The organism is Mycobacterium sp. 852002-51613_SCH5001154, assembly GCF_001667425.1.
GTDB lineage: Bacteria > Actinomycetota > Actinomycetes > Mycobacteriales > Mycobacteriaceae > Mycobacterium.
Map to the genome: position 1 here is coordinate 37,885 of NZ_LZII01000069.1, position 24,036 is coordinate 61,920.

General features: G+C 67.5%; 20 protein-coding genes. 10 read left to right on the top strand and 10 right to left on the bottom strand.

The genetic code is table 11. The features are described 5' to 3' along the window. Positions 1-154 precede the first annotated feature (154 nt). Positions 155-1,084, bottom strand: a complete 930-nt coding sequence (locus A5750_RS18905; RefSeq protein ID WP_066956583.1) for a DMT family transporter — start codon at positions 1,082-1,084, stop codon at positions 155-157. 46 nt (positions 1,085-1,130) lie between these two features. Further along, complete coding sequence (locus A5750_RS18910; RefSeq protein WP_067264883.1) at positions 1,131-2,000, bottom strand: oxidoreductase; 870 nt, start codon at positions 1,998-2,000, stop codon at positions 1,131-1,133. 91 nt (positions 2,001-2,091) lie between these two features. Here A5750_RS18910 and A5750_RS18915 point away from each other — a divergent pair, with 91 nt between their 5' ends. The 6 genes from A5750_RS18915 (at position 2,092) to A5750_RS18940 (ending at position 11,193) form a co-directional block, all read left to right on the top strand. After that, positions 2,092-3,078, top strand: a complete 987-nt coding sequence (locus tag A5750_RS18915; RefSeq protein WP_066956589.1) for a diacylglycerol kinase family protein — start codon at positions 2,092-2,094, stop codon at positions 3,076-3,078. Between the two features lie 457 nt (positions 3,079-3,535). Continuing rightward, the gene (locus A5750_RS18920) at positions 3,536-6,775 is read left to right on the top strand and encodes a fatty acyl-AMP ligase (protein WP_067264887.1); all 3,240 of its coding nucleotides are present in this window, start codon (positions 3,536-3,538) and stop codon (positions 6,773-6,775) included. A gap of 17 nt (positions 6,776-6,792) precedes the next feature. After that, positions 6,793-7,701 carry a metal-dependent hydrolase gene (locus tag A5750_RS18925; RefSeq protein ID WP_067264890.1) on the top strand — a complete coding sequence of 303 codons (909 nt, stop codon included), beginning with the start codon at positions 6,793-6,795 and terminating at the stop codon, positions 7,699-7,701. A gap of 19 nt (positions 7,702-7,720) precedes the next feature. Next, entirely contained in the window at positions 7,721-8,626 is a 906-nt protein-coding gene (locus tag A5750_RS18930) for an alpha/beta fold hydrolase (protein ID WP_067264905.1), read from the top strand. A 10-nt stretch (positions 8,627-8,636) separates the two neighbouring features. After that, complete coding sequence (locus A5750_RS18935) at positions 8,637-9,713, top strand: PDR/VanB family oxidoreductase (protein ID WP_067264893.1); 1,077 nt, start codon at positions 8,637-8,639, stop codon at positions 9,711-9,713. A gap of 184 nt (positions 9,714-9,897) precedes the next feature. Continuing rightward, positions 9,898-11,193, top strand: a complete 1,296-nt coding sequence (locus tag A5750_RS18940) for an NRAMP family divalent metal transporter (protein WP_066956600.1) — start codon at positions 9,898-9,900, stop codon at positions 11,191-11,193. A 6-nt stretch (positions 11,194-11,199) separates the two neighbouring features. Here A5750_RS18940 and A5750_RS18945 read toward each other — a convergent pair whose 3' ends face one another. After that, entirely contained in the window at positions 11,200-12,201 is a 1,002-nt protein-coding gene (locus A5750_RS18945; RefSeq protein WP_067264906.1) for a cation diffusion facilitator family transporter, read from the bottom strand. Positions 12,202-12,341: 140 nt separating this feature from the next. On the opposite strand from A5750_RS18945, the gene A5750_RS18950 reads away from it, so the two are divergent. Then, complete coding sequence (locus A5750_RS18950) at positions 12,342-12,563, top strand: hypothetical protein (RefSeq protein WP_066956618.1); 222 nt, start codon at positions 12,342-12,344, stop codon at positions 12,561-12,563. A 75-nt stretch (positions 12,564-12,638) separates the two neighbouring features. Here the strand turns inward: A5750_RS18950 and A5750_RS25935 are convergent, their stop codons facing one another. Then, a complete protein-coding gene (locus A5750_RS25935) occupies positions 12,639-12,884 on the bottom strand; it encodes a hypothetical protein (RefSeq protein ID WP_156659714.1) in 246 nt (81 codons plus the stop codon). 747 nt (positions 12,885-13,631) lie between these two features. Next, on the bottom strand, positions 13,632-14,363 hold the full coding sequence (locus A5750_RS18955; protein WP_082948218.1) for a 2-thiouracil desulfurase family protein: 732 nt from the start codon (positions 14,361-14,363) through the stop codon (positions 13,632-13,634). A gap of 135 nt (positions 14,364-14,498) precedes the next feature. On the opposite strand from A5750_RS18955, the gene A5750_RS18960 reads away from it, so the two are divergent. Beyond that, the gene (locus A5750_RS18960; protein WP_066956626.1) at positions 14,499-15,413 is read left to right on the top strand and encodes an alpha/beta hydrolase; all 915 of its coding nucleotides are present in this window, start codon (positions 14,499-14,501) and stop codon (positions 15,411-15,413) included. A gap of 5 nt (positions 15,414-15,418) precedes the next feature. On the opposite strand, the gene A5750_RS18965 is transcribed toward A5750_RS18960, so the two are convergent. The 4 genes from A5750_RS18965 to A5750_RS18980 form a co-directional block, all read right to left on the bottom strand. Further along, positions 15,419-16,768 carry a hypothetical protein gene (locus tag A5750_RS18965; RefSeq protein ID WP_067264897.1) on the bottom strand — a complete coding sequence of 450 codons (1,350 nt, stop codon included), beginning with the start codon at positions 16,766-16,768 and terminating at the stop codon, positions 15,419-15,421. A gap of 103 nt (positions 16,769-16,871) precedes the next feature. Continuing rightward, positions 16,872-18,110, bottom strand: coding sequence for a cytochrome P450 (locus A5750_RS18970; protein ID WP_067264908.1), 1,239 nt, complete (start codon positions 18,108-18,110; stop codon positions 16,872-16,874). A 150-nt stretch (positions 18,111-18,260) separates the two neighbouring features. Beyond that, entirely contained in the window at positions 18,261-19,451 is a 1,191-nt protein-coding gene (locus tag A5750_RS18975; protein ID WP_082948219.1) for an MFS transporter, read from the bottom strand. Continuing rightward, on the bottom strand, positions 19,438-20,331 hold the full coding sequence (locus A5750_RS18980; protein WP_066956632.1) for an NYN domain-containing protein: 894 nt from the start codon (positions 20,329-20,331) through the stop codon (positions 19,438-19,440). Before A5750_RS18980 ends, A5750_RS18975 begins: the two co-directional genes overlap by 14 nt. Before the next feature lie 109 nt (positions 20,332-20,440). Here A5750_RS18980 and A5750_RS18985 point away from each other — a divergent pair, with 109 nt between their 5' ends. Then, entirely contained in the window at positions 20,441-21,313 is an 873-nt protein-coding gene (locus A5750_RS18985) for an alpha/beta fold hydrolase (RefSeq protein WP_067264899.1), read from the top strand. 40 nt (positions 21,314-21,353) lie between these two features. Continuing rightward, complete coding sequence (locus tag A5750_RS18990; RefSeq protein WP_067264903.1) at positions 21,354-22,724, top strand: cytochrome P450; 1,371 nt, start codon at positions 21,354-21,356, stop codon at positions 22,722-22,724. Here the strand turns inward: A5750_RS18990 and A5750_RS18995 are convergent, their stop codons facing one another. Then, on the bottom strand, positions 22,725-23,891 hold the full coding sequence (locus A5750_RS18995) for an FAD-binding domain (protein WP_067264911.1): 1,167 nt from the start codon (positions 23,889-23,891) through the stop codon (positions 22,725-22,727). Positions 23,892-24,036: the final 145 nt, after the last annotated feature.

Below are 24,036 nucleotides of genomic sequence, written 5' to 3' on the forward strand. Positions count from 1 at the left end.
CGGTGGAATGCAGAGGGGTGCCAGCGCTATCAGCGCCGCCACGGACGCCCCGATTGCCCTCCTCATCGGTTCTTCCTCCTGACCACTAGCCCACTAACTCAGTGTGGCACTTGTGATGAAGGCAGTCGAGCATCGCGCAAACAGACTGAAGGGCTTACCCGCTCAGGCGTTGCGGCGACGGCGGTTTCGGCTCGTCGGCGGTCCGCACGTCGCGGCCGGCGCCGGCCGACACGGTCGCGGCCTCGCCGCGAGCCAGCCCCACCGTCGCGACGATCACCAGCACCGCCGCCACCGCCAGCACGACCCAATCGAAGCCCTGGGCGTCCAACGTCTCGCCGAGCACGGTGATCCCGAGGACCGCGCCGACAATGGGCTTGGCGGCGATGATCGTCGGCAGTGAGGCCGTCAAAGCCCCTGCGCGGTATGCCGATTGGTGGATCACCATCCCGGCCGCGCCGCAGAACACCCAGCCGTAGACCTCGGGTCTGCTCCACAACTGTTCGGGGTTGTGTTCGAGGATGTCGACGACGCCCTTCATCAGCACCGCGAACACCGCCAGCAACGAGCCGGCGACCGCCGCGAGCGATACCGCGGCCAGCGGGCGATCCGACCAGATGCGCGCGCCCAGCATCGCCAACAGCAGCGGTGGGGCCATCGCGAGGGCCACGATCAGCCACACGTGTGCCGCCGCGCGCTGCTGGCCGCCGGTCGGATCGCCGACCGCGATGACAACCACCAACGCCGCGGTCAGCAACACCGCCCACACCCACTCCGCGCGGGTGACCGGATGGCGGCTCATCCGCGCGTAGATCGGTAGTGCGAACAGCAGCGCGGTCACCTGCAGCGACATCACCAACAGCACCGAGCCCTTGTCCAGGGCCGCAGCCAGCAAGATGTAACTGGCGATGTCTCCGAGACCGCCCATCCACCACCGCGTATCGCGCAACAGCATGCCGAAGAGCGCCAGGTGGCCAACGGGTTTGTCGGTGACCTCCTGGGCGGATCGCTGACGGACGACGTTGCCGATCGCCGACGCCAGCGCGGCGCACAGGGCGAGAATCGCCGCCATATCAGCCCTCGACATGCCACTAATCTAGCCGGGCCCCGGCAAACCGCCCGCCGAGCGCGGTTCAGAGCGGGAACGCGGTACCCGTGAGCTCTTCGGACAGGTCCCACAGCGCCACGGCGGTGCCGGCTCGCTTGGCCGGCCAGTTACGCCACGTCGGCTGGGTGCGCCCGTACAGGCCGAAGCGCGGGCCGACGAAGGTGTCGCCCGGCAGATCCTGCGACACCGCGTACAGGGTCTGGCGGGCGCCGAAGTCGGCATCGGTGGACACAATGCGGTCGACCGCCAACACCGCCGCGTCGCCCAGCTTTCGGCCGGAGTTGCCTTGCAGGTTCGTATGCGACCAGCCGGGGTGGGCGGCCAGCGCGCGCAGAGAAGAACCGGCGGTGTCCAGACGTCGCTGCAGCTCGCTGGTGAACAGCAGGTTGGCGAGCTTTGACTGGCTGTAGGCCAGCCACGCCGAATACGGGCGAGACTGGAAGTTCAGGTCTTTGAGGCTGATGTAGCCGAAGTGGTGCATCAGTGAGGACACCGTCACCACCCGGTCGATCAGCTTGGGCAGCAGCAGGTTGGTCAACGCGAAGTGGCCGAGGTGGTTGGTGCCGATCTGGCCCTCGAAGCCGTCGACGGTCACCGCATGTTTGGTGGCCATGATGCCGGCGTTGTTGACCAGCACGTCCAGCGCGGCCATCTCGTCGGCGAAGCGCCGCACCGAGCCCAGGTCCTGCAGGTCGAGTTGGCGCACCTCGACGTCGCTGGCCATCCGCTCGGCGGCGGCCTTGCCCTTCTCCGTGTCCCGCACCGCCAGAACGACGCGGGCCCCCGCCCGCGCCAGCTCCCGCGCGGTGACCTCGCCGAGACCGGCGTTGGCCCCGGTGATCACGACGGTGCGTCCGGCGAACGAAGGCAGGTCTGCAGCGGTCCAACCAGGCATGCAGCCCACCCTAACTACGTGATCTCACCCGCCAAGCCGCCGCAGGTATCGTGCGTGGGATGGCCGGCGGAACCTCACCTGGACGGCGCTGATGTACCTAGGGGTCATCGTCAATCCGCTCGCGCGCAGGAATCGCCGCGGGCGGGGCGACCGCGTCGCCGAGTTGCGCCGCATCGTCGGTCCGTTCGGCGAGGTGCACGAAACCGCCTCGATCGAGGACCTCGGCAAGACCCTGGACCAGCTCCATCCGCGGGTCACGCACCTCGTCGGGGACGGCGGCGACGGCGCACTGCACTGGCTGATCAACGAGATCGAGCGTTGCGAGAGCGACCCGGAGCGCTGGCCGACATTCGTGCCCACCAACGGGGGCAGCGTCAACGCCGTCGCCCGCAAGGCACACGTGCGCGGCCGGCCCGATGCCATCATCCGCGCGCTGGCGGCCGCCGCCAAGGCGGATCGGCCCCCGCCCGAGATGCCCCTTGACACCTTGCAACTCGACGGTGAAACCGCCGAGGGCGCCGCGTTCCATCGTCTGTGCTTCGGACTGGCCGCCGGGGGTGTCGGAAATCGGTTCTACGACATGTATTACGGGAAACCCGATCATGGCCGAGGCGAAGTCGTTCGAGTGATCGGTCGCTCGTTCCGCGACTACCTCGGTACGAAAGTCGGCCGTTCGCAGGACTCCAATTACGCGTCCGTGCTGTTCGCCCCGACGCGCGCCCGGGTCGTCATCGACGGTGAGGAGGTTCCGACACGGATGCACCGCGTGCTGCACGCCGGCGCCATCGACCTGCGGATCGGCGGGCCGTTCCGGCTTTTCCCGAAGGCCGAGAAGCCCGGCGCGTTGCACTTCCAGGCCGGCGAGGTGCGGCCCTCGCGCATCGTCGCGCAACTGCCCGCGGCGCTCACCAATGGCACGCTCCGGGGTCGCGGAGTGCGCGACGTCAATGGCCACGAAATGATCATCGAGGCCGACGGGGAGCCGCTCTCACCGATCATCGACGGCGAACGGTTCGTCGGTATCACCCGGCTGGTGGCCCGCGCCGGTCCGCTCATCCGCGTCGCTCAAACCGGCTGACTCCGCATCTCAGTAGATCCGCAACGCGGGCCGCTAGAACCGTGGTGGAAATCACTTGCCCACGTCGTCGGCAGGCGCGAGATTTCGAATCGTTTGGACGCGGCTATGCCCTTTGCGTTGGCGATACGAAACGGCGGGGCAATTGCCTACGGATTCAAACGCAAGAATTCAGCATTAGCGCAAATACGCATCTCAGTATTCGCGGGCTTGCTGAACGCTGTACTGACGAAAGCCCCTGGTAAAAGCGGAAACTGAAATACTGAAGTCCGTAGTTAAGGACGCGGCTCGCCCACAATGTTGTCGCTGGATAAGCCGATCCTGTGAGATCAATGTGCAGTATAGGAAAAGCCTCTGCACGCTTTGCCTGACGCCCATTAGCGGCGTTACATTGGGCTTTATCGATTGATCCCAAAGTTCTTATCGCTCATAGTTGACCCGGAAGGGGGTGGCTCCTGCGATGGAGACGCTCATTGATCACCTGCACATGCGGGAAGCGCTGACTCCGGACAAGACCCTCTTCCGGTTCGTCGACGACGAAGGCCGCGAGCAGGAGCACTACACCTACCAAAGTTTCGCCGAGCGGACGCGTGAGCTGGCCGCCTACCTGTCGGCGGAGGCCGGGCTGCGCCCGGGAGACCGCGCCCTGCTGGTCTATCCACCCGGTCTGGAGATGGTCGCTGCGTTCTACGCGTGCGCCCGCCTCGGGGTGATCGCTGTGCCGGTCAGCCCCCCGCTGCCGATGTCGTTCGAGTCGGGGCTGGCCAAACTCAGCTTCATCGCCCGCGACTGCCAGGCGAAGGCGGTGCTGTCGACCAAGCAGTTCGAATACGACTACCGCCTGCTGCTCAACCACCTCGACGATGGGTCGCCCTGGCCGGACGCCCAACGGCCCCCGGAACTGCCCTGGTACGGCACCGACGGCACGCAGGACTTCGGCGGCACGCCCGTGCCCGACACGCCTGGACCGGTGCTCTTCCTGCAGTACACCTCCGGCTCCACCAGCGACCCCAAGGGCGTGGTGGTCAGCCACGCCAACGTCATCGCCAACGCCTCGGCCTTCACCAAAGACGAGGTGCTGGTCAGCTGGCTCCCGCAACACCACGACATGGGCCTGATCTCCGCCTACCTGTTCATCCCGCTGATCGGCGGGACGACACACGCGATGTCCCCGCTGGACTTCCTCAAGCGACCGTCGGCCTGGCTGCGGCTCATCAGCGACGTGCGCGCGACCCACACGCCGGTGCCCAACTTCGCGCTCGAGTTGTGCCTGCGCGAGGACAAGCTGCCCACGTCCGAGCTCGCCGGGATCGACCTGAGCAGCCTGGAGAGCATCGTCGTCGGTGCAGAACCGCTGCGCGCCAGCACGTTCACCCGCTTCCGGCAGCGTTTCGCCCCCTACGGCCTGGAGCCCAACGCGCTCACCGGCGCGTACGGCATGGCCGAAAACACCCTGATCGTCTCGCTTCGCGGGCGCCAGACGCTGGCGCTGAACAAGCGCGCGCTGGAGAACAACCTGGCGCGCGTCGAAAAGGCCCAGCCGGAGAACAGCAACCAGGCGCCGGTGGTGAGCTGCGGCAAGCCCATCGACGGCAACGTCGTCCGAATCGTCGATCCGGAATCCGGGCGGGCCCTCGGTGAGGGCCGGGTCGGTGAGGTCTGGCTGGACGGGCCGTCCAAGGGCGGCGGCTACTGGAACCGCCCGGAGCTGAGCGCGGAGGCCTTCGCGGCCCGCATCCCCGGCGACACCGAGCACACCTACCTGCGAACCGGCGACCTCGGCTTCGTGTACGAGGGCGAGCTGTTCGTCTGCGGCCGCAGCAAGGACCTGATCATCGTGCGCGGCGTCAACTGCTACCCCTCCGACATCGAGGGCATCGTGGAGCGGTCGGCCCCGGAGGTCCGCGGCGGCTGCGTCGCCGCCTTCTCGGTGGAACACGACGAGCAGGAAGTGCTGACCGTGGTGGCCGAGGTGCGCGGCGAGCACGCGCTACCGGATGGCAAGGCCCTGGCGCGGGCCATCCGGCGGCACGGCCACATCGACCCGCACACCATCGCGTTCGTGCCGCCACACAGCATTCCCAAGACCACGTCGGGCAAGATCAGGCGCTCCTCGACGCGCCAGCTCTGGCTGGACGGCGAGCTGCCCGTCCTGGCGGCCTACACCCATCAGCCGCACGACCGGGCCGACGCGAACCCCGGGCCGCTGGACAGGTTCCGGAATCTGATCGAGAGCTACGACCTCACCGGCGAGGAGGACTGCTCCTTCGCGGACCTGGGCATCGATTCGCTGGCGCTCGCCGAGCTGCGCGCCGACCTGCAGGCCCTGCTGGAAGAGCACGGCGCGGGTGGGCTGGCCGAGGAGGTCAACACGCGCCTGCTGCAGCGACTCACGGTGGCCGAATTCTTCCGCCTGATGCGGCAAATCGGTGAGGAGTCCGGCCAGCCGCTCGATGCGCTGCGTCAGGCGCTGGACCAGATTGCGACGGAGTACGAGGCCTACGAGGTCGCCCGGATGCGTGCGGACGCGCAGCTTCCGCTGCCGGCGCTGCCGCCGGCACGCTCGGGCGCGCCCAGCGACATCCTGTTGACGGGCGCGACCGGATTCCTGGGGCCGTTCCTTGTCAGCAGCCTGCTCGGCCGGACGTCGTGCACCGTCCACGCGCTGGTTCGCGCCACGGACTCGGCACACGGCCTGGACCGGATCGTCGCGTCGCTGCGCAAGGCGCGCCTGTGGTCGCCGGCCCTGGAAGCCGAGGTCCGCCAGCGGGTGCGCGTGGTCTGCGGCGACCTCGCCGCGCCGCAGCTGGGCATCGGTGAGCAGGGGTTCCAGAGGCTGGCCGAGAGCGTCGACGCCATCGTCCACAACGGCGCCCTGGTCAACTACGTCAGGACCTACGACGCCCTGCGGCCCGCCAACGTGATCGGGACGCACGAGCTGTTGCGGCTGGCCATGACCGCGCACCGCAAGACCTTCCACCTGGTCTCCAGCACCTTCATCTACGGGTGGAGCGTCAAGCCGGTGGTCGGGGAGTCCGACGCGAACCTGGAGATGAACGCCCTGGACTTCGGCTACTCGCAGACCAAATGGGTCGCCGAGCAGCTGGCGTTCGCCGCCCAGCGGCAGGGGCTCGACGTGCGCATCTTCCGGCCCTCGTTGATCTCACCGACCAGCGCGGGGTTCGGCAGCCAGGACGACATCCTGGTGCGCACCATGGCGTTCATGATCGAGCACGGCGTCGCCGCCAACGCGCTCAACCAGCTCAGCCTGCTGCCCGCGGACCTGATCGCCGATCACATCGTCGCGTTGATGGAGCTGCCGGCCGACGCGGGCACGGTCTTCAACATGACCGCTGACGATTACTACAACATGACCGACATCACCCGGGTCTTGACCGAGCGCTATGGCTACCGCTTCGATTACCGCGACATCCCGTCGTTTGCCGCCGAGATGAACCGTCGGTGCACGCCGCGCGATCCGATCTACCCGCTGGTGGATTTCCTCACCCGCTCGGCGGACAAGATCGCGGCGATGCGGGACAAGCGCTACGGCAACAGCCAATACCAACGTGCGCGCGCGCTGGCCGCGGTCCGCCTGCGTGAGCCGGCGCTGGCGGAGACGGTCGAGAATCTCGTCCGGTTCTTGCGCAGTGAGCGCCTGATCACCGAGGCTGAGGCCGAGGCGCAACGCAGCGCCTAGCCGTAAGGGGGTCTTCTATGTTCACCGTCGACGATCAGGCGACGGGTCCGCATGACGCGTCGCTCGACCACGAGCGGATCGTTCTGCAGGCACGTGACGTCGACTTCGACTGGGCGTCGCTGCCGTTCTACTACGTGCCCAACGAGCCCTTCACCACCCACTTCTGCAACGTGCTGCACCTGCTGCTGCCCGCCGGCGAGGAGTTCATCGTCGACGCGTTCAAGAACACGTTGCCGATGATCAAAGACGATCAACTGCTGCTGGACGTGCAGGGTTTCATCAGCCAGGAGGCCATGCACTCCCAGGCGCATTCGGGGGTGCTGGACCATTTCGCGGCCAACGGCGTCGACGTCACGCCGTTCACCGACCAGATGGCCTGGCTGTTCTCCCAACTCATCGGGGACCGGCCCGGATGGGGCCGGCGGCGACGCCAGAGCTGGCTGCTCGAGCGGGTGTCGATGGTGGCGGCCCTCGAGCACTACACCGCCATCCTGGGTGAATGGATCCTCGACACCCCGCAACACGACGCCCTCGGCACCGACCCGGTGATGCTGGACCTGCTGCGCTGGCACGGAGCGGAAGAGGTCGAGCACAAAGCGGTGGCGTTCGACACGATGAAGCACCTGCGCGCCGGCTACTGGCGCCAGGTGCGCACCCAGCTGCTGGTGACACCGGCGCTGCTGTGGTTGTTCATTCGCGGGGTGCGGTTCATGTACTCGGTCGACCCGTACTTGCCGCCGGGCACCAAACCGCGCTGGCGCGACTACTTCAGCGCGGCACGGCGTGGCCTGGTGCCCGGCCCCTTCCAGTTCCTGCGGGTGATCGGCGCCTATTACACGCCGAGTTTCCACCCCTCCAAACTTGGCGGAGTCGGGCGCGCGGTCGACTACCTGGCCCGATCACCAGCCGCCCGCGCGGCGCATTGAGCTTCCGGAGTTCGCGCGAATGACCCAGTGCAGCAACGTAATCGCTTCCGACGGCGTATCCCTTGCGGTCCACGCCCACTCGGAGATCGACCGTGGGCGCCCGACGATCTTGGCGATCCACGGCTACCCGGATAACCACCACGTGTGGGATGGGGTCGCCGAGGAGCTCGGCGGGCGCTTCAACTTCGTGGCTTTCGACGTGCGCGGCGTCGGTGCCTCGTCCAAGCCGGCGCGGCGCTCGGGATACCGCCTGCCCCAACTGGTTTCCGATATCGGCGCGGTGATCGACAGCCTCGGCGTGGACCAGGTGCACCTGGTGGCCCACGACTGGGGTTCCATCCAGGCCTGGTCGGCGGTAACCGACGACACGGTGATGCGCAAGGTCGCCTCGTTCACGTCGATCTCCGGCCCGCACCTGAACTACGCGGGCAAATTCCTGCGGTCCGCACGCACGCCCCGGGGGGTGTTCGACGTGCTCAAGCAGGCGCTGGCCTCGACGTACATCTGGTTCTTCCTGTGTCCGGGGGTGCCCGAGCTGGCGATCTGGTCCCGGGCGACCGTGGCGGTCTTCGCCGGGGTCGAACTGATCGGCCGCCCACGTGGCACCCGCCGGCAGCGCGCGGCGACCACCCGGTCGATCCGCGACTACCTCAACGGGCTCAACCTGTACCGCGCCAACATGCCGGGACCGTTTTTGGCTCCGGGGAAGCAACTGCCGGAGACGAGTGTCCCCGTGCAGGTGCTGGTGGCGCGCAAGGACTATTTCGTGTCCCCGCCCCTGCAGCGGTTCACCGGCTCGATACCGGCCCGCGGCAGGGTGATCCCGATCGAGGGCGGGCATTGGGTGGTGTCCTCCCATCCCGACGTCATCGCGCGGCTGACGTCCGAATGGGTCAACCAGGTCATCGACATCCGACAGGCATAGGAAATTCGCAGTGGCACATGCGATTTGGAGTAACAGACCCGCCGACCTGTACGGTCGCCGCAAGCGTGATCGTCTCTACACGGCGTTGTGGGGAGTCGGCACCCTCTTCGGCGGGTTGGCGTCGGCGTCGCGGTGGGACCCGTCGCGGATCGTGCCGGTGCCGCGTACCAACACAGCGCTGGTCACCAAGCGCGAACTTCTCACGCCCGACGTGGTCGCGTTGACGCTCGCCGACGCGCAAGGCGGTCTGCTGCCGTCGTGGACTCCCGGCGCGCACATCGATATCCGGCTTGCTTCGGGCCGCCGCCGCCAGTACTCACTGTGCGGTCCGCCTGGTCGGCGGACCGACTACCGCATCGCGGTGCGCCGGATCGCCGACGGCGGCGGTGGCTCGATCGAGGTGCACGACGCCTTCGACGTGGGCGACACGGTCGAGTTCGAGGGCCCCCGCAATGCGTTCTATCTCGTCACCGACGAGCGTGAGGTGTTGTTCGTGATCGGCGGCATCGGCGTGACACCCATCCTGCCGATGGTCCGGCTCGCCCAGCAGCACGGAATCGACTGGCGCGCGGTGTATGCCGGGCGCAGCCGGGAGTACATGCCGCTGCTCGACGAGCTCGTGGCGATCGCGCCCGACCGGGTAACGGTGTGGGCCGACGACGAGCGCGGCCGCATAGCCACCGCCGGCGAACTGCTGGCCGACGCCGGGCCCACGACGGCCGTCTACGTGTGCGGCCCGACCGCCATGCTCGAAGCGGTGCGTGCGGAGCGCGACCAGCACGCGAACGCGCCGCTGCACTACGAACGCTTCGGGCCGCCGCCCGTCGTCGACGGTGTCCCGTTCGAGCTGGAGCTCGCCCGCTCGCGGCGCGTGCTCAGCGTCCCGGGAAACCGCTCGGCGCTCGACGTGATGCTCGACGGCGACCCGAGGACCGCATACTCGTGCCAGCAAGGCTTCTGCGGCACCTGCAAGGTGAAAGTGCTTGCGGGGCAGGTTGATCGCCGCGGCCGCACCGTGGAGGGCGACGGCGAGATGCTGGTGTGCGTCTCCCGGGCCAAGGGCGATCGCCTCGTGATCGACGCCTGACCCGGCTGGGCATTAAGTCTCGTCCCTTGCGCATGCTCCGGTAACGTACTCTCGCTCTCGGAGAGGGCAGATCGCAGATTTGAGAATGCCGCTCTTCAGGCGAAACTGCAGCGGTTAGGTGAGGCTTAGTTATCATCGGCAGTCGGGCCGCTTGAACGCAGTCGTGTGAAGGAATGGGGCAAGGGTGACCGATACCACCACGCCAGTGGCGGAGGAATTCGACGGCCCGCCGTCGGTGTCGCTGCGGGCGCGCGGCCGCTGGCTGCGGTGGGGGCTGCTGGCGGTCTGGGGCCCCGGGCTGGTGGTGATGCTGGCCGACACCGATGCGGGCTCCTTGATCACCGCGTCGCAGTCCGGCGCCCAGTGGGGCTACCGGATGGTGCTGCCGCAGCTCATGTTGATGCCGATCCTCTATTGCGTGCAGGAGATGACGGTGCGGCTCGGCATCGTCACCAAACGCGGTCACGGCGCGCTGATCCGGGAGCGGTTCGGTCGCGGCTGGGCGTGGCTGTCGGCCTTCACGCTGTTCGCCTCGGCGATCGGGGCGTTGCTGACGGAGTTCGCCGGGGTCGCCGGGGTGGGGGAACTTTTCGGTGTTTCGCGGTGGTTCAGCATCCCGGTCGCGACCGGCGCGCTGTTGGCGTTGGCGTTCACCGGCAGCTACCGGCGCGTCGAACGCATCGGCCTGATCGTCGGCGCGGCCGAGCTGGCGTTCCTGGTCGCCATGGTGTTGGCGCGGCCGCGGCTGGACGCGCTGCTGGACGGTCTGTCCTCGATGCCGCTGGGCAACTCGTCATACCTGCTGCTGGTCGCGGCCAACGTCGGCGCCGTCATCATGCCGTGGATGGTCTTCTACCAGCAGGGCGCGGTGGTGGATAAGCGGTTGTCGGAGGCCACGATTCGGCAGGCCCGCTACGACACGGCCACCGGCGCGGTGCTGACCCAGCTCATCATGATCGCGGTGGTCGTCACCATGGCCTCGACGGTTGGCGCGCACGACGGCGGAGCTTCCCTGAACACCGTCGGCGAGATCGCCAATTCGCTGACCCCCTACCTGGGCCGCACCGGCGGGACGGTCCTCTTCGGGTTGGGAATGCTCGGCGCGGCGCTGGTCGCCGCGATCGTCGCATCGCTCGCCGGAGCATGGGGGCTTGCGGAGGTCTTCGGGTGGCGGCACACGCTCAACGAGCGGCCCAACCGTGAGACCGCCAAGTTCTACATCACCTACGGGCTCGCCCACGTCGTCGGCGCCGTGCTCGTCCTGGCCAGCGTCGACCTGGTGAACCTCGCCGTGGACGTCGAAGTGATGAACGCCCTGCTGCTGCCGATCGTGCTGGGATTGCTGTTGGCGCTGGAGGCCAAGGCGCTGCCCGAGCAGTGGCGCATGCGCGGGCCGCACAAATACATCACCTGGGTTCTGTGCCTCGTTGTCATGGGCTTCGGGCTCTACATGGTTCCGCAGGCGCTGGGCTTGACCTAAGACGTCCTATTCGTCGTGGTGCGCCGGGTAGGCGTGCACAAGTGCGCTGTTGAGCTTGGGCACCGCGTGAGTCAGCTCGTGTTCGGCGTCATGAGCGATGCGGTGGGCGTCCTCGAGGCTGGTGTTGGGATCGATGTCGAGTTCCGCGTCGGCGTGCAGTTGGTGACCTATCCAGCGCATCCGGATGCTGCGCACGCTGCGGACACCCGGCCGGGCGGCAAGGCACGCCTCGGCGGTGTCGACGAGGCTCGGGTCCACCGCATCCATGAGCCGGCGGAAGATGTCGCGCACGGCGCGGTACAGCACGGCCACGATCGCCACCGTGATGATCATGCCGACCACCGGGTCCGCAATCGGGTAGCCCAGAGCGACGCCGATCGCCCCGAAAAGCACTGCCAGCGAGGTGAATCCGTCGGTCCGCGCGTGTAGGCCGTCGGCGACGAGGGCGGCCGAGCCGATCCGGCGGCCGACCCGGATCCGGTAGCTCGCGACGCCCTCGTTGCCGAGGAAGCCCACGATGCCGGCCACCGCGACCCAGGCGACGTGCTCGACGGCGACGGGGTGGATGAGCCGCAGGACGGCCTCGTAGCCGGCGATGATCGCCGACAGGGCGATCATGCCGATGACGAACAAGCCCGCGATGTCCTCGGCGCGCCCGTAGCCGTAGGTGTATCGGCGGGTTGGCGCACGTCGGCCCAACGAGAACGCGATCCAGAGCGGGACCGCGGTCAGCGCGTCCGAGAAGTTGTGAATGGTGTCGGCCGCCAGGGCGATTGAACCGGACACGACGGCGATGACCACCTGCATGGTGGCGGTCGCGGCCAGGCCGATCAGGCTGATCTTGACCGCCCGGATGCCGATGGAACTGGATTCCAGCGCGGTGTCGACGCTGTCGGCGGCGTCGTGGCTGTGCGGGACGAAAAGGTGGGCCACGATGCCGCGGAGTCCATGGGCGTGGTCGTGACCAGGCCCATGGTGGTGGTGGTGGTGGCCGCTCTCCACGGTCATCACCACGCTGCCCGCTTACCTGCATGCATACGCAGATAATAAGGCACTCAACTGGCCCACGCGAGCGCGATATGGCTAGACCTTCCGCCCGGCCATGACAAGGACGATGATCGTGACTGACGGCAAAGGAGGCTCAGATCATGATGCTCAATAGATTCGCCGCCTGGACCGGGCTCATGTCCACACTGCTCGCGTTCGCCGCGCTGCCGATGGCCCTCTTTGCGGCCGGCTCCGGCCATCCGGGTTGGGCGATGGTGGCGGCCGCCGCGTTGCTGTCCTGCGTAGGTCTCGGCGCCGGTGTGGTTGCGGCGGTCGTGCACTACGACCACCGACATCACCGAAGCACGCCCCACCTCTTCTAGCGGCTTCGACGCGTCATCGCCCGAATGGGTTCGGGCGCAACCACATCTGTTCGCATTCGCGACGGTGTCGATGACCTAACAGTTGATATGGGGAATACATCCGGTGTCGCCATGTGGACCGTCGAAGTCCCGCGTGGGCTGACTCGTTGCGGGCGCTCCCGGACCGTCTTTGGCCGGGGGTGCCGGCGCAACGGTGGAGGTCGGGGTTGCCATCGGTGTGGTGGTGTTGCTGAGCACTTCGCCGCCGCCGAAACCTGCCGCCAAAGTCAGCACCGTTGCACCGCTGAACAGCACGATCGCCTTTCTCGCTCGAGATTTCATCAGAGTCTCCGTTCTCTGTTGCGCGTAACCCTCAGTGTGCGAGCTCATACCCCAAGGGGGTAGGGGCTTAAGTCCTCTGCGCCCACGAGTGTCAAGGGGCACGCCGGATCGAGACCACCCAGGGCGGCCCGCATCAGGGTCTGGCTGGCGGCGAATCGCTTTGATGGGCTTGCAGCCGAGAGAGACCGTCGTGCATTCCGCGGGCGATTTGACCGGGAACATCAGCACTGGGATCCGGTGGCGACGGGCAATGACAGCTCAGGTTGCTGAACGGGCCGGGGTCACCGCTGGTCGCTGGCGCTAGCTCGACCCCGGCGCCGAGGACGACGCTGATGCTGATAAAGAGTCTCGTAATCACCTGGTAATGACTCACTTACAGCCTGAGTCCGCGAGTCTGCGGCAGCAAGATTCGGCCGCTTCCATGCCGGCAACCATACCCCCGTAGGGTAATGACGTCAACGTTGTGGCCGCAAGCATCGATAAACCAGTCAAGGCCTCGACGCGGGGTCGAGGCCTTGAACTGAAGGTGACTAATCGTTACACGTGCACGCGGGGTGACCGCAGGTGCAGCCGCCCGCCCGGGTGCAGGCGGAGTCCCCACAGGTGCAACCGGTGGATTTGCAGTGGCAGGTATCTGTCTCGTTCATACCGAGGACTATACCCCCGTAGGGTATCAAACGCAAGAGCATTTTTGCGCGGCCGATGTTATTGAGTTGTGCTGTCGCAGCTGAGGACTCGGGAGCACGGTCAGTGGGGTGTGCCACCGCTCGGCGGGGTATCTCGCTGCCCGAGTGCACCCAGGGTCCGCACCGCTCCCACGGCGAGCACTGTCTGCCGCGAACCCCGAAGCTCCGCCGCGAGGTCGTGTTCGAGCGCCGGAACCTCTAATTCCCGACGGCGCAACCGCCGATCCAGCGCAGCGATGAACAAGCCCTCACCCTCGCGACGGCACCCGAGAACGGCACGTTCGGTCATCACGTCCCGCGTCAGGGCGGCGGCCGGACACGACGCGACAACCTCCAGCGAGGCCCGCATGTCCAGCGTCGTGGTCAACCCGCACGACGGCGAGGCACCGATCCCGACGATGCCGGCCACCGTGATCCCGGAACGCTGGTAGTCGGCAACGTCGCGGGCGACCTGCCGCGCCAAGCGCCGATAGACGAGGCGGGTCCACAGCACGAAGGCATGCAGCAGTGGGCCGCGCAGTGGATACAGCCATCCGCCCTTGGAGTGGTGCAGGTGCAGGCTGTGGGGCTTCAATACCCCGCCCCAGGCCAGCCGCTCCGGGCACGGCAGCTGATGAATTCCGTAACCCGCGTTCATCAGCTCCTCGACCACCTCCGGCACGGCACCAGGTCGGGTGGCGCCGCCGGCGTAACGGGTGTTTTCGTTCAGCAGGCAGTGCGAGACCAGCACAACCCGTCGGCCGCGTTCGTCGTGGAGTTGGTCGAGCAGCAACTGCGGTCGTCTGCCACGCATACCGAGAGCATCGACATCCGCTTGACCGTTCAGTAGGGGCCAAGGTCACCGAAGGGTGGTCCTCTTGGTTCTGGTGGGGCGGCGCGGCCACGGGCAGATTGAGACCACGTTGTACCGACTCAGAGCGGAACCGGTGTGTCAGCGTTTGAGGAAGTGTCCTTCGAGTCCGGCGGGGTGCGGTGCGCGGCCGACCTCTACCGGCCCGCCCAAGCGGGCGACAGGCTCGCCTGTGTGGTGATGGGACACGGCGGCAGCGCCACCAAGCGCCTCGGTCTGCCCGCGTACGCGGAGAAGTTCACCGCGGCGGGCCTTGCGGTGCTGGCGTTCGATTACCGGCATTTCGGAGCCAGCGGCGGCGAGCCTCGGCAAGTCATCGACGTCGCCGAACAACGAGACGACTACCGGGCGGCGGTGCGATACGCACGCGGCCGTGACGACCTCGATCCGCGTCGAATCGGCTTGTGGGGGACGTCCCTCAGCGGTGGTCACGTGCTGGCGGTCGCCGCCACGGATCCCGAAATCACCGCCGTGGTGACGCAAGTCCCGCTGATCGACGGCTGGCACCGCGGCCGCGGGCTGCGCGAGCGGCTCAGCTGGGACGTCACGCGGCGGACGCTGCAATTCACCGTCGCAGCGGTGCGCGACGCTGTTGGCGCGAAGTGGGGCCGGCCGCCGTATCTGGTTCCGGTGGTTGCCGATCCCGGCGAGACCGCGGTGTTCACGGAGCCCGAGGCGAAAGCCGCGTTCGAGGCGCTGGGCGGCGAAGCCGTCGGCTGGCGCAATGCGCTGGCTCCCCGCATGCTGTTCGCGTTGCCGCGTTACCGCAGCGGAACCGCGGAGAAACTGCACATGCCCGTCCTGATGTGCGTGGGGGACCACGACCTGCAAGCGTCGCCCAGGTTCGCCGTACGCATCGCGTCAGCAATGAATAACGTTGAACTGCACCGCTATCCGGTCGGGCACTTCGACGTCTACACGGGCACTCTCTTCGAGGCGATCAGCTCGGTCGAGACGGAGTTTCTGCGCCGCCACCTGACACGGGACCCCTGACGAGGTCAGGACCAGGGCCCAGGGAAATGGCCGTCCTGGTCTTGCACCATCACGATGTCCTTGCAGTCCCCGTTCAAGGCCGCGGCATTCTCACCGCGGCACACCAGCGTCCAGCCCGATATTCGCGTGAAGGGCCGAACGGACCAAGTGGTCGCAATCGGATCGGTGGCGGGCAGGGCGAGCACGGCAAACGTATTGCCGGCGTTGGTGATGTAGAGGTGGTCTTCGAAGAACGCCACCTTGGCAATCGACATCTTCTTCGCGTCGTCCTGCGTCTTCAGATAATCCCACTGCTGGCTGCGCAGGTTCCACACCCCGAAGCCGAACGCGGAGTTGTCCGAATCATGGCCATCGACAAACAATTTCCCATCGGACAACGTCGCGGATAGCCCGCCACCGGGGATGCGGTCGGAGTCACCGATCTTGATGACGGCTTTGGCGTTCAGGTCATAGAACATCGTCGACAGCACCGGGGGATTGTAAGAATCCCAGTGCGTGATCTGGACCAGTTTGTTTGGGCCATCCGTCAATTCGGCATCCACACTGCGGATGTCGTTGTCCTGATAGATCGCCTCCCCGCTGGGCCGGCGCAGCTCGGCGCCCGACGTCTTGCCGGCGTCGGTGTTGCGTTGAAACGCGACGACGTCCTGCCAGGCACGCCCGGATTGTGGGTCGGTCCATGGCATCGACAGGTCGGCGCCGGAGAGGAGCACGGTCCGGGGCGGTGACGTGGCGCCGTGCCCGTCGGTGAAGGCGTTGGTCCACGCCACACCCGCCGCGGTCGAGGCGAGCCCCCAGTCCTTCGCCGCGGCGAACTTGAGGTCGGGGGTCGGCGGCTGCAGTTCTTTTGTCGCCAACGGTTGACCCGCCTTGAAGTCGTAGGCGTACGCGGTCGCCTTGGTGACTGCGGGTTGTTGCGCCTGGGCGGGTTTGACGGTCGTGACGATGTAGACGACCCTCATGTCGTCCGCCGTGCCCGTCAGCGCGCAGACGGCGCCGGTGAGGTTCTCGCCGGCGGTGACCGCCGGAACGGCCGGCGCGATGTATTGACCGGTTTTCGGATCGAAGATTTTCGGTCGGATGTCCTCGATCGCGGATTTGCTCGTCGAAAGTCTGTCAGGGCAACCGAAGTACGCCGTTCCGCCATAGCTTTTCCAATCCTTCTCCAGCGGACCCGTTATCGCCGCCGGCGATGGGGCCGCGCTGGTAGCGGTTTTCGACGGAGAAGTCGAGGTGGTCGGGGTTGCCGCTGGCGGGGACGCGGTTTCCGAACAGGACACGGCGGCCAGGCAGATGACCGATGCGACGAGGGCAAGCCCGCATTTGGGCACAGTTTGCCCCGTGAAAGCCCACATCGGAAAACCCCCGTTAAGTTCGTGTAACCAACGAGCGTAAGGCGGGCCGGGACTAACCGCGACTTGTGTCAGGCGGTCTTCGTCACACCAGGCCCGCGACCGGCTACCGGTCGAACTCGATGGGCAGGCTCTTCGGTCCGCTGAGGCTCACCATCGGTTTCCACGGGACCGGTCCCGCGGTGCGGGGGTTGAGCAGGCGGCCCGCGATGACGTTGAGCGCCTCGGCGATCTCGCGGCGGGCCAGGTTGGCGCCCAGGCAGTAATGCATGCCGCCGCCGAAGGTCAGGATGGGCGGCGCCCCCTCACGCGTGATGTCGACCCGGTCTGGCTCGTCGTACACCGCCGGGTCGCGGTTGGCCGCGGCCGTGTTCACCAGGACCATCGTGCCGGCGGGAAAGAGGTAGCCGTCCAGCTCGGCGTCCTCGACCACCAGGCGAAGGGTCCCGCACGCGATCGGCGAGTGGCGCATGGTCTCCTCGACCGCGCGCATCGCCAGTTCGGGGTGCTCCTTGAGCAGGCCCCATTGCTCCGGGTGCTCGCAGAGGACGTGTACCGAGGCGGCCACCTGGTTCCGAGTGGTGTCCGTGCCCGCCAGCAGGAGGCCGCCCGCGAGCATCCGCAGCTCGGCGGTGTTCAGCCGGTCGCCTGAAAAAGTAGGGTCCTCGGCGCGAATCAGGTCGGAGAGCAGGTCATCGGTCAAGCTGTGCCGCCGCCGCGCGACCATGTCGTCGACGTAGGCGTCGAGCTGGTGCCAGGCGTTCATGACGACGGGTTCGACCGCGCGCAGGTCGACGCTGAAGCTGAAGGCCTTGAAGACGTCGTCCGCCCACAACGAGAACTGCTGCCAGTCCTCGCGCGGAGCGCCGAGCAATGCGCAGATGATCGGGACGGGGTAGGGGCGGGCGAGGTCGGTGACGACGTCGCAGCTGCCCGCGTCGATGACCGTGTCCACCAGTCCGTTCATCACCTCGACCATGGTGTCGTGCAGCCGCATGGTCGCGCGGGGCGTGAACGCCTTGGACGTCAGGCTGCGCAGCCGATGGTGTGCGTCGCCTTCCAGGCACAGCAGGCTGTTGATCACCTTGTCCCACAAGGGGCCCGACGTGACGCCCTGGACGAGCAGGTTGATCCCCGGCGGGATGTGGAATCGGGCGTCGCGAAGGACGGAGCGGACGAGGTGGTAGGAGAGGACTTCGGGTCCGTGCGGTCCGATGGCGACGGGAGCCTGCCGTTGCGCCGCCTGGAGGCGGGGATAGACGTCGGCGGGGGTTTCTTCGGCGCCATAGGTCAGCGTCGGCAGATCGGCATCGAAAACGCTTGTGGGAGCGGTACCGACGGTCATGACGGTCTCCTCGAGGCCGCGCGAGCGATCCGTTCGCGACAACTTTCACACAATGTATGGCCGTACCGATTGGGTGTCAACGATCTCGCGCCTTCTCGGGCTAACGGGCCATACAAATTAAAAGGCGTGTGTGGCCGTGTGGTTCGACGCCTACCCGTGTCTCATGCCGCGAACCAGTTGGCTGCCGATCAGCCCGGCCGCGAACACCCCGCCGGTGACTCCCGAAATGAGCAGCGGCAGTTGACCATTCGCACCCCAGAGGAAGCCCGCCCACAACCCCGCCACCAGGACGGCCAGTCCGATGCCGCCCTGGAACAAGCCCTGCGCGCTGGCCTGGTGCTCCGGGTCGACCAGCCCCGAAATCCAGGCCTTCCCGACGCCGTCGGTGCACCCGGTGAACAGCCCGTAGGCGCCGATCAGCAGCCACGCCGTCACGATGTCGGTGGTCAGTCCCAGCCCGATGTAGCCGATCGCGAAGAATGCCAGGCCGAGGCCGAACAACGCCGGCCTGCCGATGCGGTCGGCGAGCGATCCGGCCGGGTAGCTGGCCAGGGCATACACCGCGTTGTACCCGACGTATGCCAGGATCACCCCCACCACCGAGAAACCAATCTCGTTCAGCCGCAACAACAGCAGGGCGTCGGGAAAATTCGCCACGCTGAACAGCACGAGGACTGCGGTCACCCGCCAATACGGCCGCGGCAACGAGCGCACGCCGGCCCACATCGATTGCTGCGCTCGCGGGGCGCGACTGCTGCGCTCGCGCACGAGGAAGACGAGCGCCACGGACAGGACGGCGGGCACGATGGCGACATACAGCAACGGCGCGATCCGGTGGTCGAGCAGCTCATAACCCACCAACCCGAGCAGCGGACCAAAGACGGCGCCGAAGGTGTCCATCGCGCGGTGGAAGCCGAAAACCCGGCCGCGCAGGGCGTCGTCCACATCGTCGACCAGCAGCGCGTCCCGCGGCGCACCGCGCACGCCCTTACCGAGCCGGTCGACGACGCGACCCGCGAGCACGCCCGGCCACGCCCCGGCCACCGCGATGATCACCTTGCCCAGCGCCGCCATGCCGTACCCGGTGGCGATCAACGGGCGCCGCGCGAACCTGTCGCCGAGCGGACCCGAGGCGAGCTTTGTCAGCGAGGCGGCGCCCTCGGCCGCGCCCTCGACGGCTCCCACCACCGACGGCGGCGCACCCAGCACCGCGGTCAGGTAGATCGGCAACAGCGGATACAACAGCTCACTGGCCGTGTCCTGCAGAAACGAGACCCCGGAGAGCACCCGGACGTTGCGAGTGAGCCAGCGGGGCCCCACGTCGGGTTCACTCTGTGGCACGAAGCCGGACCATCCGTGTCGTCGACGTCTCGTCCAATTCGACGGCATCGGACCGCGAACGCAGGAAATCGCTGAATGACCGGAATCCCAAGGACCTTTCGCTGAACGACGGGTCCATCCGCTTCATCTGTGCCTTCACTGCCGAATTGTGCAGCCAGTCGACGTCGTCCTTCTCCAGGCCGATCTGCAGCGCACGCGTCAGCAGCGCGGTGGCGGCGGCCTGCGGATCGGGTGGCTCCGGCTCGTCGGGCTGCTCCGGCTTGGCGCGCCCCGCACGCTGCTTGGACGGCTTTGCGTCCGCCTCGGCGCCCGCGGCCTGCGGTTCGAGCGCCGGCACCCCTGGCAGCGAGTCATAGATGACGAACTCGTCGCAGGCCGCCGCCAGCGCCCGGCTCGATGCGCCGGCCACCCCGATGCCCACGACGTAGCGGCCGAGCCTCTTGCAGCGCTGGGCCAGCGGGATGTAGTCGGAGTCACCGGCCACGACCACCACGTGGGTGAGGTCGGGCAGGCGGAACATGTCCTCGACGGTGTCGACGGCCAGCCGGATGTCGGCGCCGTTCTTGCCGTAGGCCGCGGCGGGGAACAACTGCACCAGGTCGACCGCGCGGGCCACCAGCTGCCCGCGGTACCCGGCGTTGATATCCGCCGACCAGTCCGCATAGGCGCGGGTGAGCACCAGGGTCCCGAACGACGACGCGAAGTCGAGAATCGCGCCGACGTCGACGGTGGCCCGGTCCAGCCGCTCGGAATACTGCTCGAGGCCCTTGGCTTTGTCGCGCTGAAACGAGCTTCGGCCGTTGACCTGGTCGTATCGGGAGATCACGATGTTGTCGAAGTCAAGGTAGACGGCCACGCGGGCCGCAACCGGTTCGGTCATGGACTAAATCATTGCTGAGGCGCCGGGCACTGGACGGGCCGGATGCGTTTTCCGTCACGATTCGCCCGATTGCGGCCGTAACCGAGGCGAGAGCGGGTATCCCGGTGCAATGAACGAGTTGAAGTATCTGGAGCTGCACGGCGATCGCGTCGCTTACCGCGACGAGGGCGACGGCGAGGTGCTCCTACTCATCCACGGGATGGCCGGAAGCTCGGAGACGTGGCGATCGGTGATACCGATGCTGTCGAAGAAGTTCCGGGTCATCGCCCCCGACCTGCTCGGCCATGGGGAGTCGGCAAAGCCGCGCACGGACTATTCGCTGGGCGCCTTCGCGGTGTGGCTTCGTGACCTGCTCGACGAACTCGGCGTCAGCCAGGCCAGCCTGGTCGGTCAGTCGCTCGGCGGCGGGGTCGCGATGCAGTTCGTCTACCAGCACCCCGACTACGCCAAGCGGTTGATTCTGATCAGCAGCGGCGGCCTGGGCCCCGACGTCGGCTGGGTGCTGCGGCTGCTCTCGGCGCCCGGCGCGGAGCTGGTGCTGCCGATCATCGCCCCGAAGCCCGTCCTCGCCGTCGGCAATCGGCTCAGGTCGTGGTTGCGGGGCGCCGGCATTCAATCGCCGCGCGGCGCCGAGATGTGGAGCGCTTACTCGTCGTTGTCCGACGGCGAGACCCGGCAGTCGTTCCTGCGCACGCTGCGATCGGTGGTCGATTACCGGGGCCAGGCGGTCAGCGCGCTCAGCAGGCTGCGGCTGCGCGAGGACTTGCCGGTCATGGCGATCTGGGGCGAGCGTGACGCCATCATTCCCGTCGATCACGCGTACGCCGCACACGAGGCACGTACCGATGCCAGGCTGGAAATCCTGCCCGACGTCGGCCACTTCGCGCAGGTCGAAGCGCCGAACCAGGTGGTGGAGCTGATCGAGGACTTCATCGCGACTGGCGACCGCCGTCAAACGGAGAGCACTCAGCTGCAGAGCTAAGCATCGCTTCGGTGCGCACTCCGGTCGTAAAATTGCGGTGATGCGCACTGCCCCGCCTACCGCGCTTCCGCCGGGGCCCCGGCTGCCCCGGGCGGTGCAGGCCGCGTTGATGCTGCACCGTGGGTCGCACTTCGTCGCCGCCTGCCGCCGTCGTTATGGGAGCGTGTTCACGCTGCGGGTAGCGGGCATGGGCACGCTGGTGTATCTAGCCGACCCGGCAGACATCAAGACGGTGTTTGCCGGTGACCCGCACGTCTTCCATGCCGGCGAAGCGAATTCGATTCTGAGCGGGTTGCTCGGCGATACCTCTCTTCTGGTCGTCGACGAGGACGTCCATCGGGATCGCCGCCGTCTGATGCTGCCGCCGTTCCATCGCGACGCCGTCGCACGCCAGGCAGGACTGATGGCCGAGATCGCGGCGGCGAACATCGCGGGGTGGCCGGTGGGGGAGACCTTCGCGGCCGCGCCCAAGATGTCGGAGATCACCCTCGAGGTGATCCTGCGAACGGTCATCGGCGCCACGGACCCGGCCCGGCTCACCGCGCTGCGTGAAATCATGCCGCAGCTGCTCACCGTGGGTTCGTGGGCGACGCTGGCACTGGCGAAGCCGGAGCTGCAGCGCTACCTCCCATGGCGGGGATTGCGTCGGCGAATGGCCGAAGCCGACCGCCTGCTCTACGCCGAGATCGCCGAGCGCCGCGCCGACCCCGACCTGGCCGGGCGCACCGACGTGCTGGCCATGCTGGTACGCGCCGACGACGGCGGGCGCACGATGTCCGATCGCGAGCTGCGGGACCAGCTGATGACGTTGCTGGTGGCCGGCCACGACACCACCGCCAACGGGTTGTCCTGGGCGCTCGAGCGGTTGACCCGCCACCCGGCCATATTGGCCAAGGCCGTGCTGGCGGCCGAGGCCAGCGCCGCGGGCGATCCGGCCGGCGACGAGTATCTCGACGCGCTGGTGAAGGAGACGTTGCGGATCCGTCCGGTGGTGTTCGACGTGGGGCGGGTGCTCACCCAACCAGCCGACGTCGCCGGCTACCGGCTGCCGGCCGGGGTCATGGTGGCGCCGGGAATCGGGCTGGTGCACACCAGCGCCGCGGTGTATCCGGACCCGGACCGGTTCGATCCGGATCGCATGCTGGGCGCCACCCTGACACCGACGACGTGGTTCCCCTTCGGCGGCGGCAACCGCCGCTGTCTGGGCGCCGGCTTCGCCATGGTCGAGATGCGCGTGGTTTTGCGCGAGATTCTGCGCCGGGCCGAGTTGCGCACCACCACCGCGGCCGGCGAACGGCAGAAGCTGAAATTCGTTGTCCTGATACCGCATCGCGGCGCGCGCATCCGGCTCCGTGCGCTCAGGGTCGTCCCCGCCGCGGCGCCTTCGGCGACGGAGACACCGGCGCGGTAGCTATATGCCGTAGTCGGGCAGCTCGAAATCGTCGCGCACGCCGCCCGCGAAAACCGTTGCCAGCGGGGCGAAGTTCATGGTGTGCAGCGCCATGTTGCGCAACCACAGCCCGAGTCGGGTGCGGGTGGCGAAGAACCCGGTGTAGCGGACAGCACCCGCTTGCTTGTTCGCGATGAAGGGACGCAGGCGGGCTTCATAGGCATCGAACGCGCGGCGATGGTCGCCATCGGCGCGGGCGAGTTCGCCGGCCAGCACGTACGCCTCGGTGATGGCCAGACCGGTGCCCTCGCCGCCCAGCAGCGAAATGCACCCGGCCGCATCGCCGATCAACAACACCCGGCCACTCGACCAGCGGTCCATCCGAATCTGGCTGACGACGTCGGAGTACAAATCGTCGGCACCGTCGAGCGCGGCCAGCATGTCGTGGGCTTCCCAGCCGCAGTCGCCAAAGGTGTTGCGCAGCTCCTCTATTGGGTCCACACCGGCGACGCCGTGTTCGGCGCGGAAGATGAACAGGAATGTCGTACGGTCGCCGCGCAGCGCGAAACGCGCCAGCTGGCGCCCGGGGGCGGCGTAGGTGACGTAGACCAGTTCGTCGCGCGGCCGGTAGCCGTCGACCACGCAGGCCGCGACCTTGCATCCCAGATAGTGCTCGAACTGCCCCTCGGGCCCGAAGACCAGACGGCGCACGTTGGAATGCAGTCCGTCGGCGCCGATCAGCAGGTCGAATTCGCGTGTGCCGCCGCTGTCGAGGGTGAGTCGGACACCGTCACCGTGCTCGTCGACGGCGGCGATGCTGTCGCCGAACATCGTTTCGACCTTGTCCTCGATGGTGGCGTACATGGCCGCGGCCAGGTCGCCGCGGGGCAGGCTCGTGTAATCGGCGCCTAGGAGCCGGCGAAACACGTCCACCTTCACGTCCGCCTTGACCTCGCCGCGCGAGCCGACCGAACGCAGCCGTTCCATCTCGTACCCCGCTTCGCGGATCGGCTCCTCGATGCCCATGCGCTTGGCCACTTGGTAGCCGACACCCCAGAAGTCGATCATGTAGCCGCCGGTGCGGAAGTGCGGTGCCTGCTCGATCAGCGTCGGCGTGTGGCCGGTGCGATGCAGCCAGTGGGCGAGCGCCGCCCCCGCGACGCCGGCACCGCTGATGGCGATTCTCATGGTTGTCTCTACGCTCGCACCCATTGCCATGCGGCGTCTAGCCGCTCACGGTCGAAGGTTCGCGACTCGCCGCGCGTCAGCAATGCGGCGGCGACGTCGACGCACGCCGGCGACCATGTCCATTCGACGGCCGGTGAGTGCGACG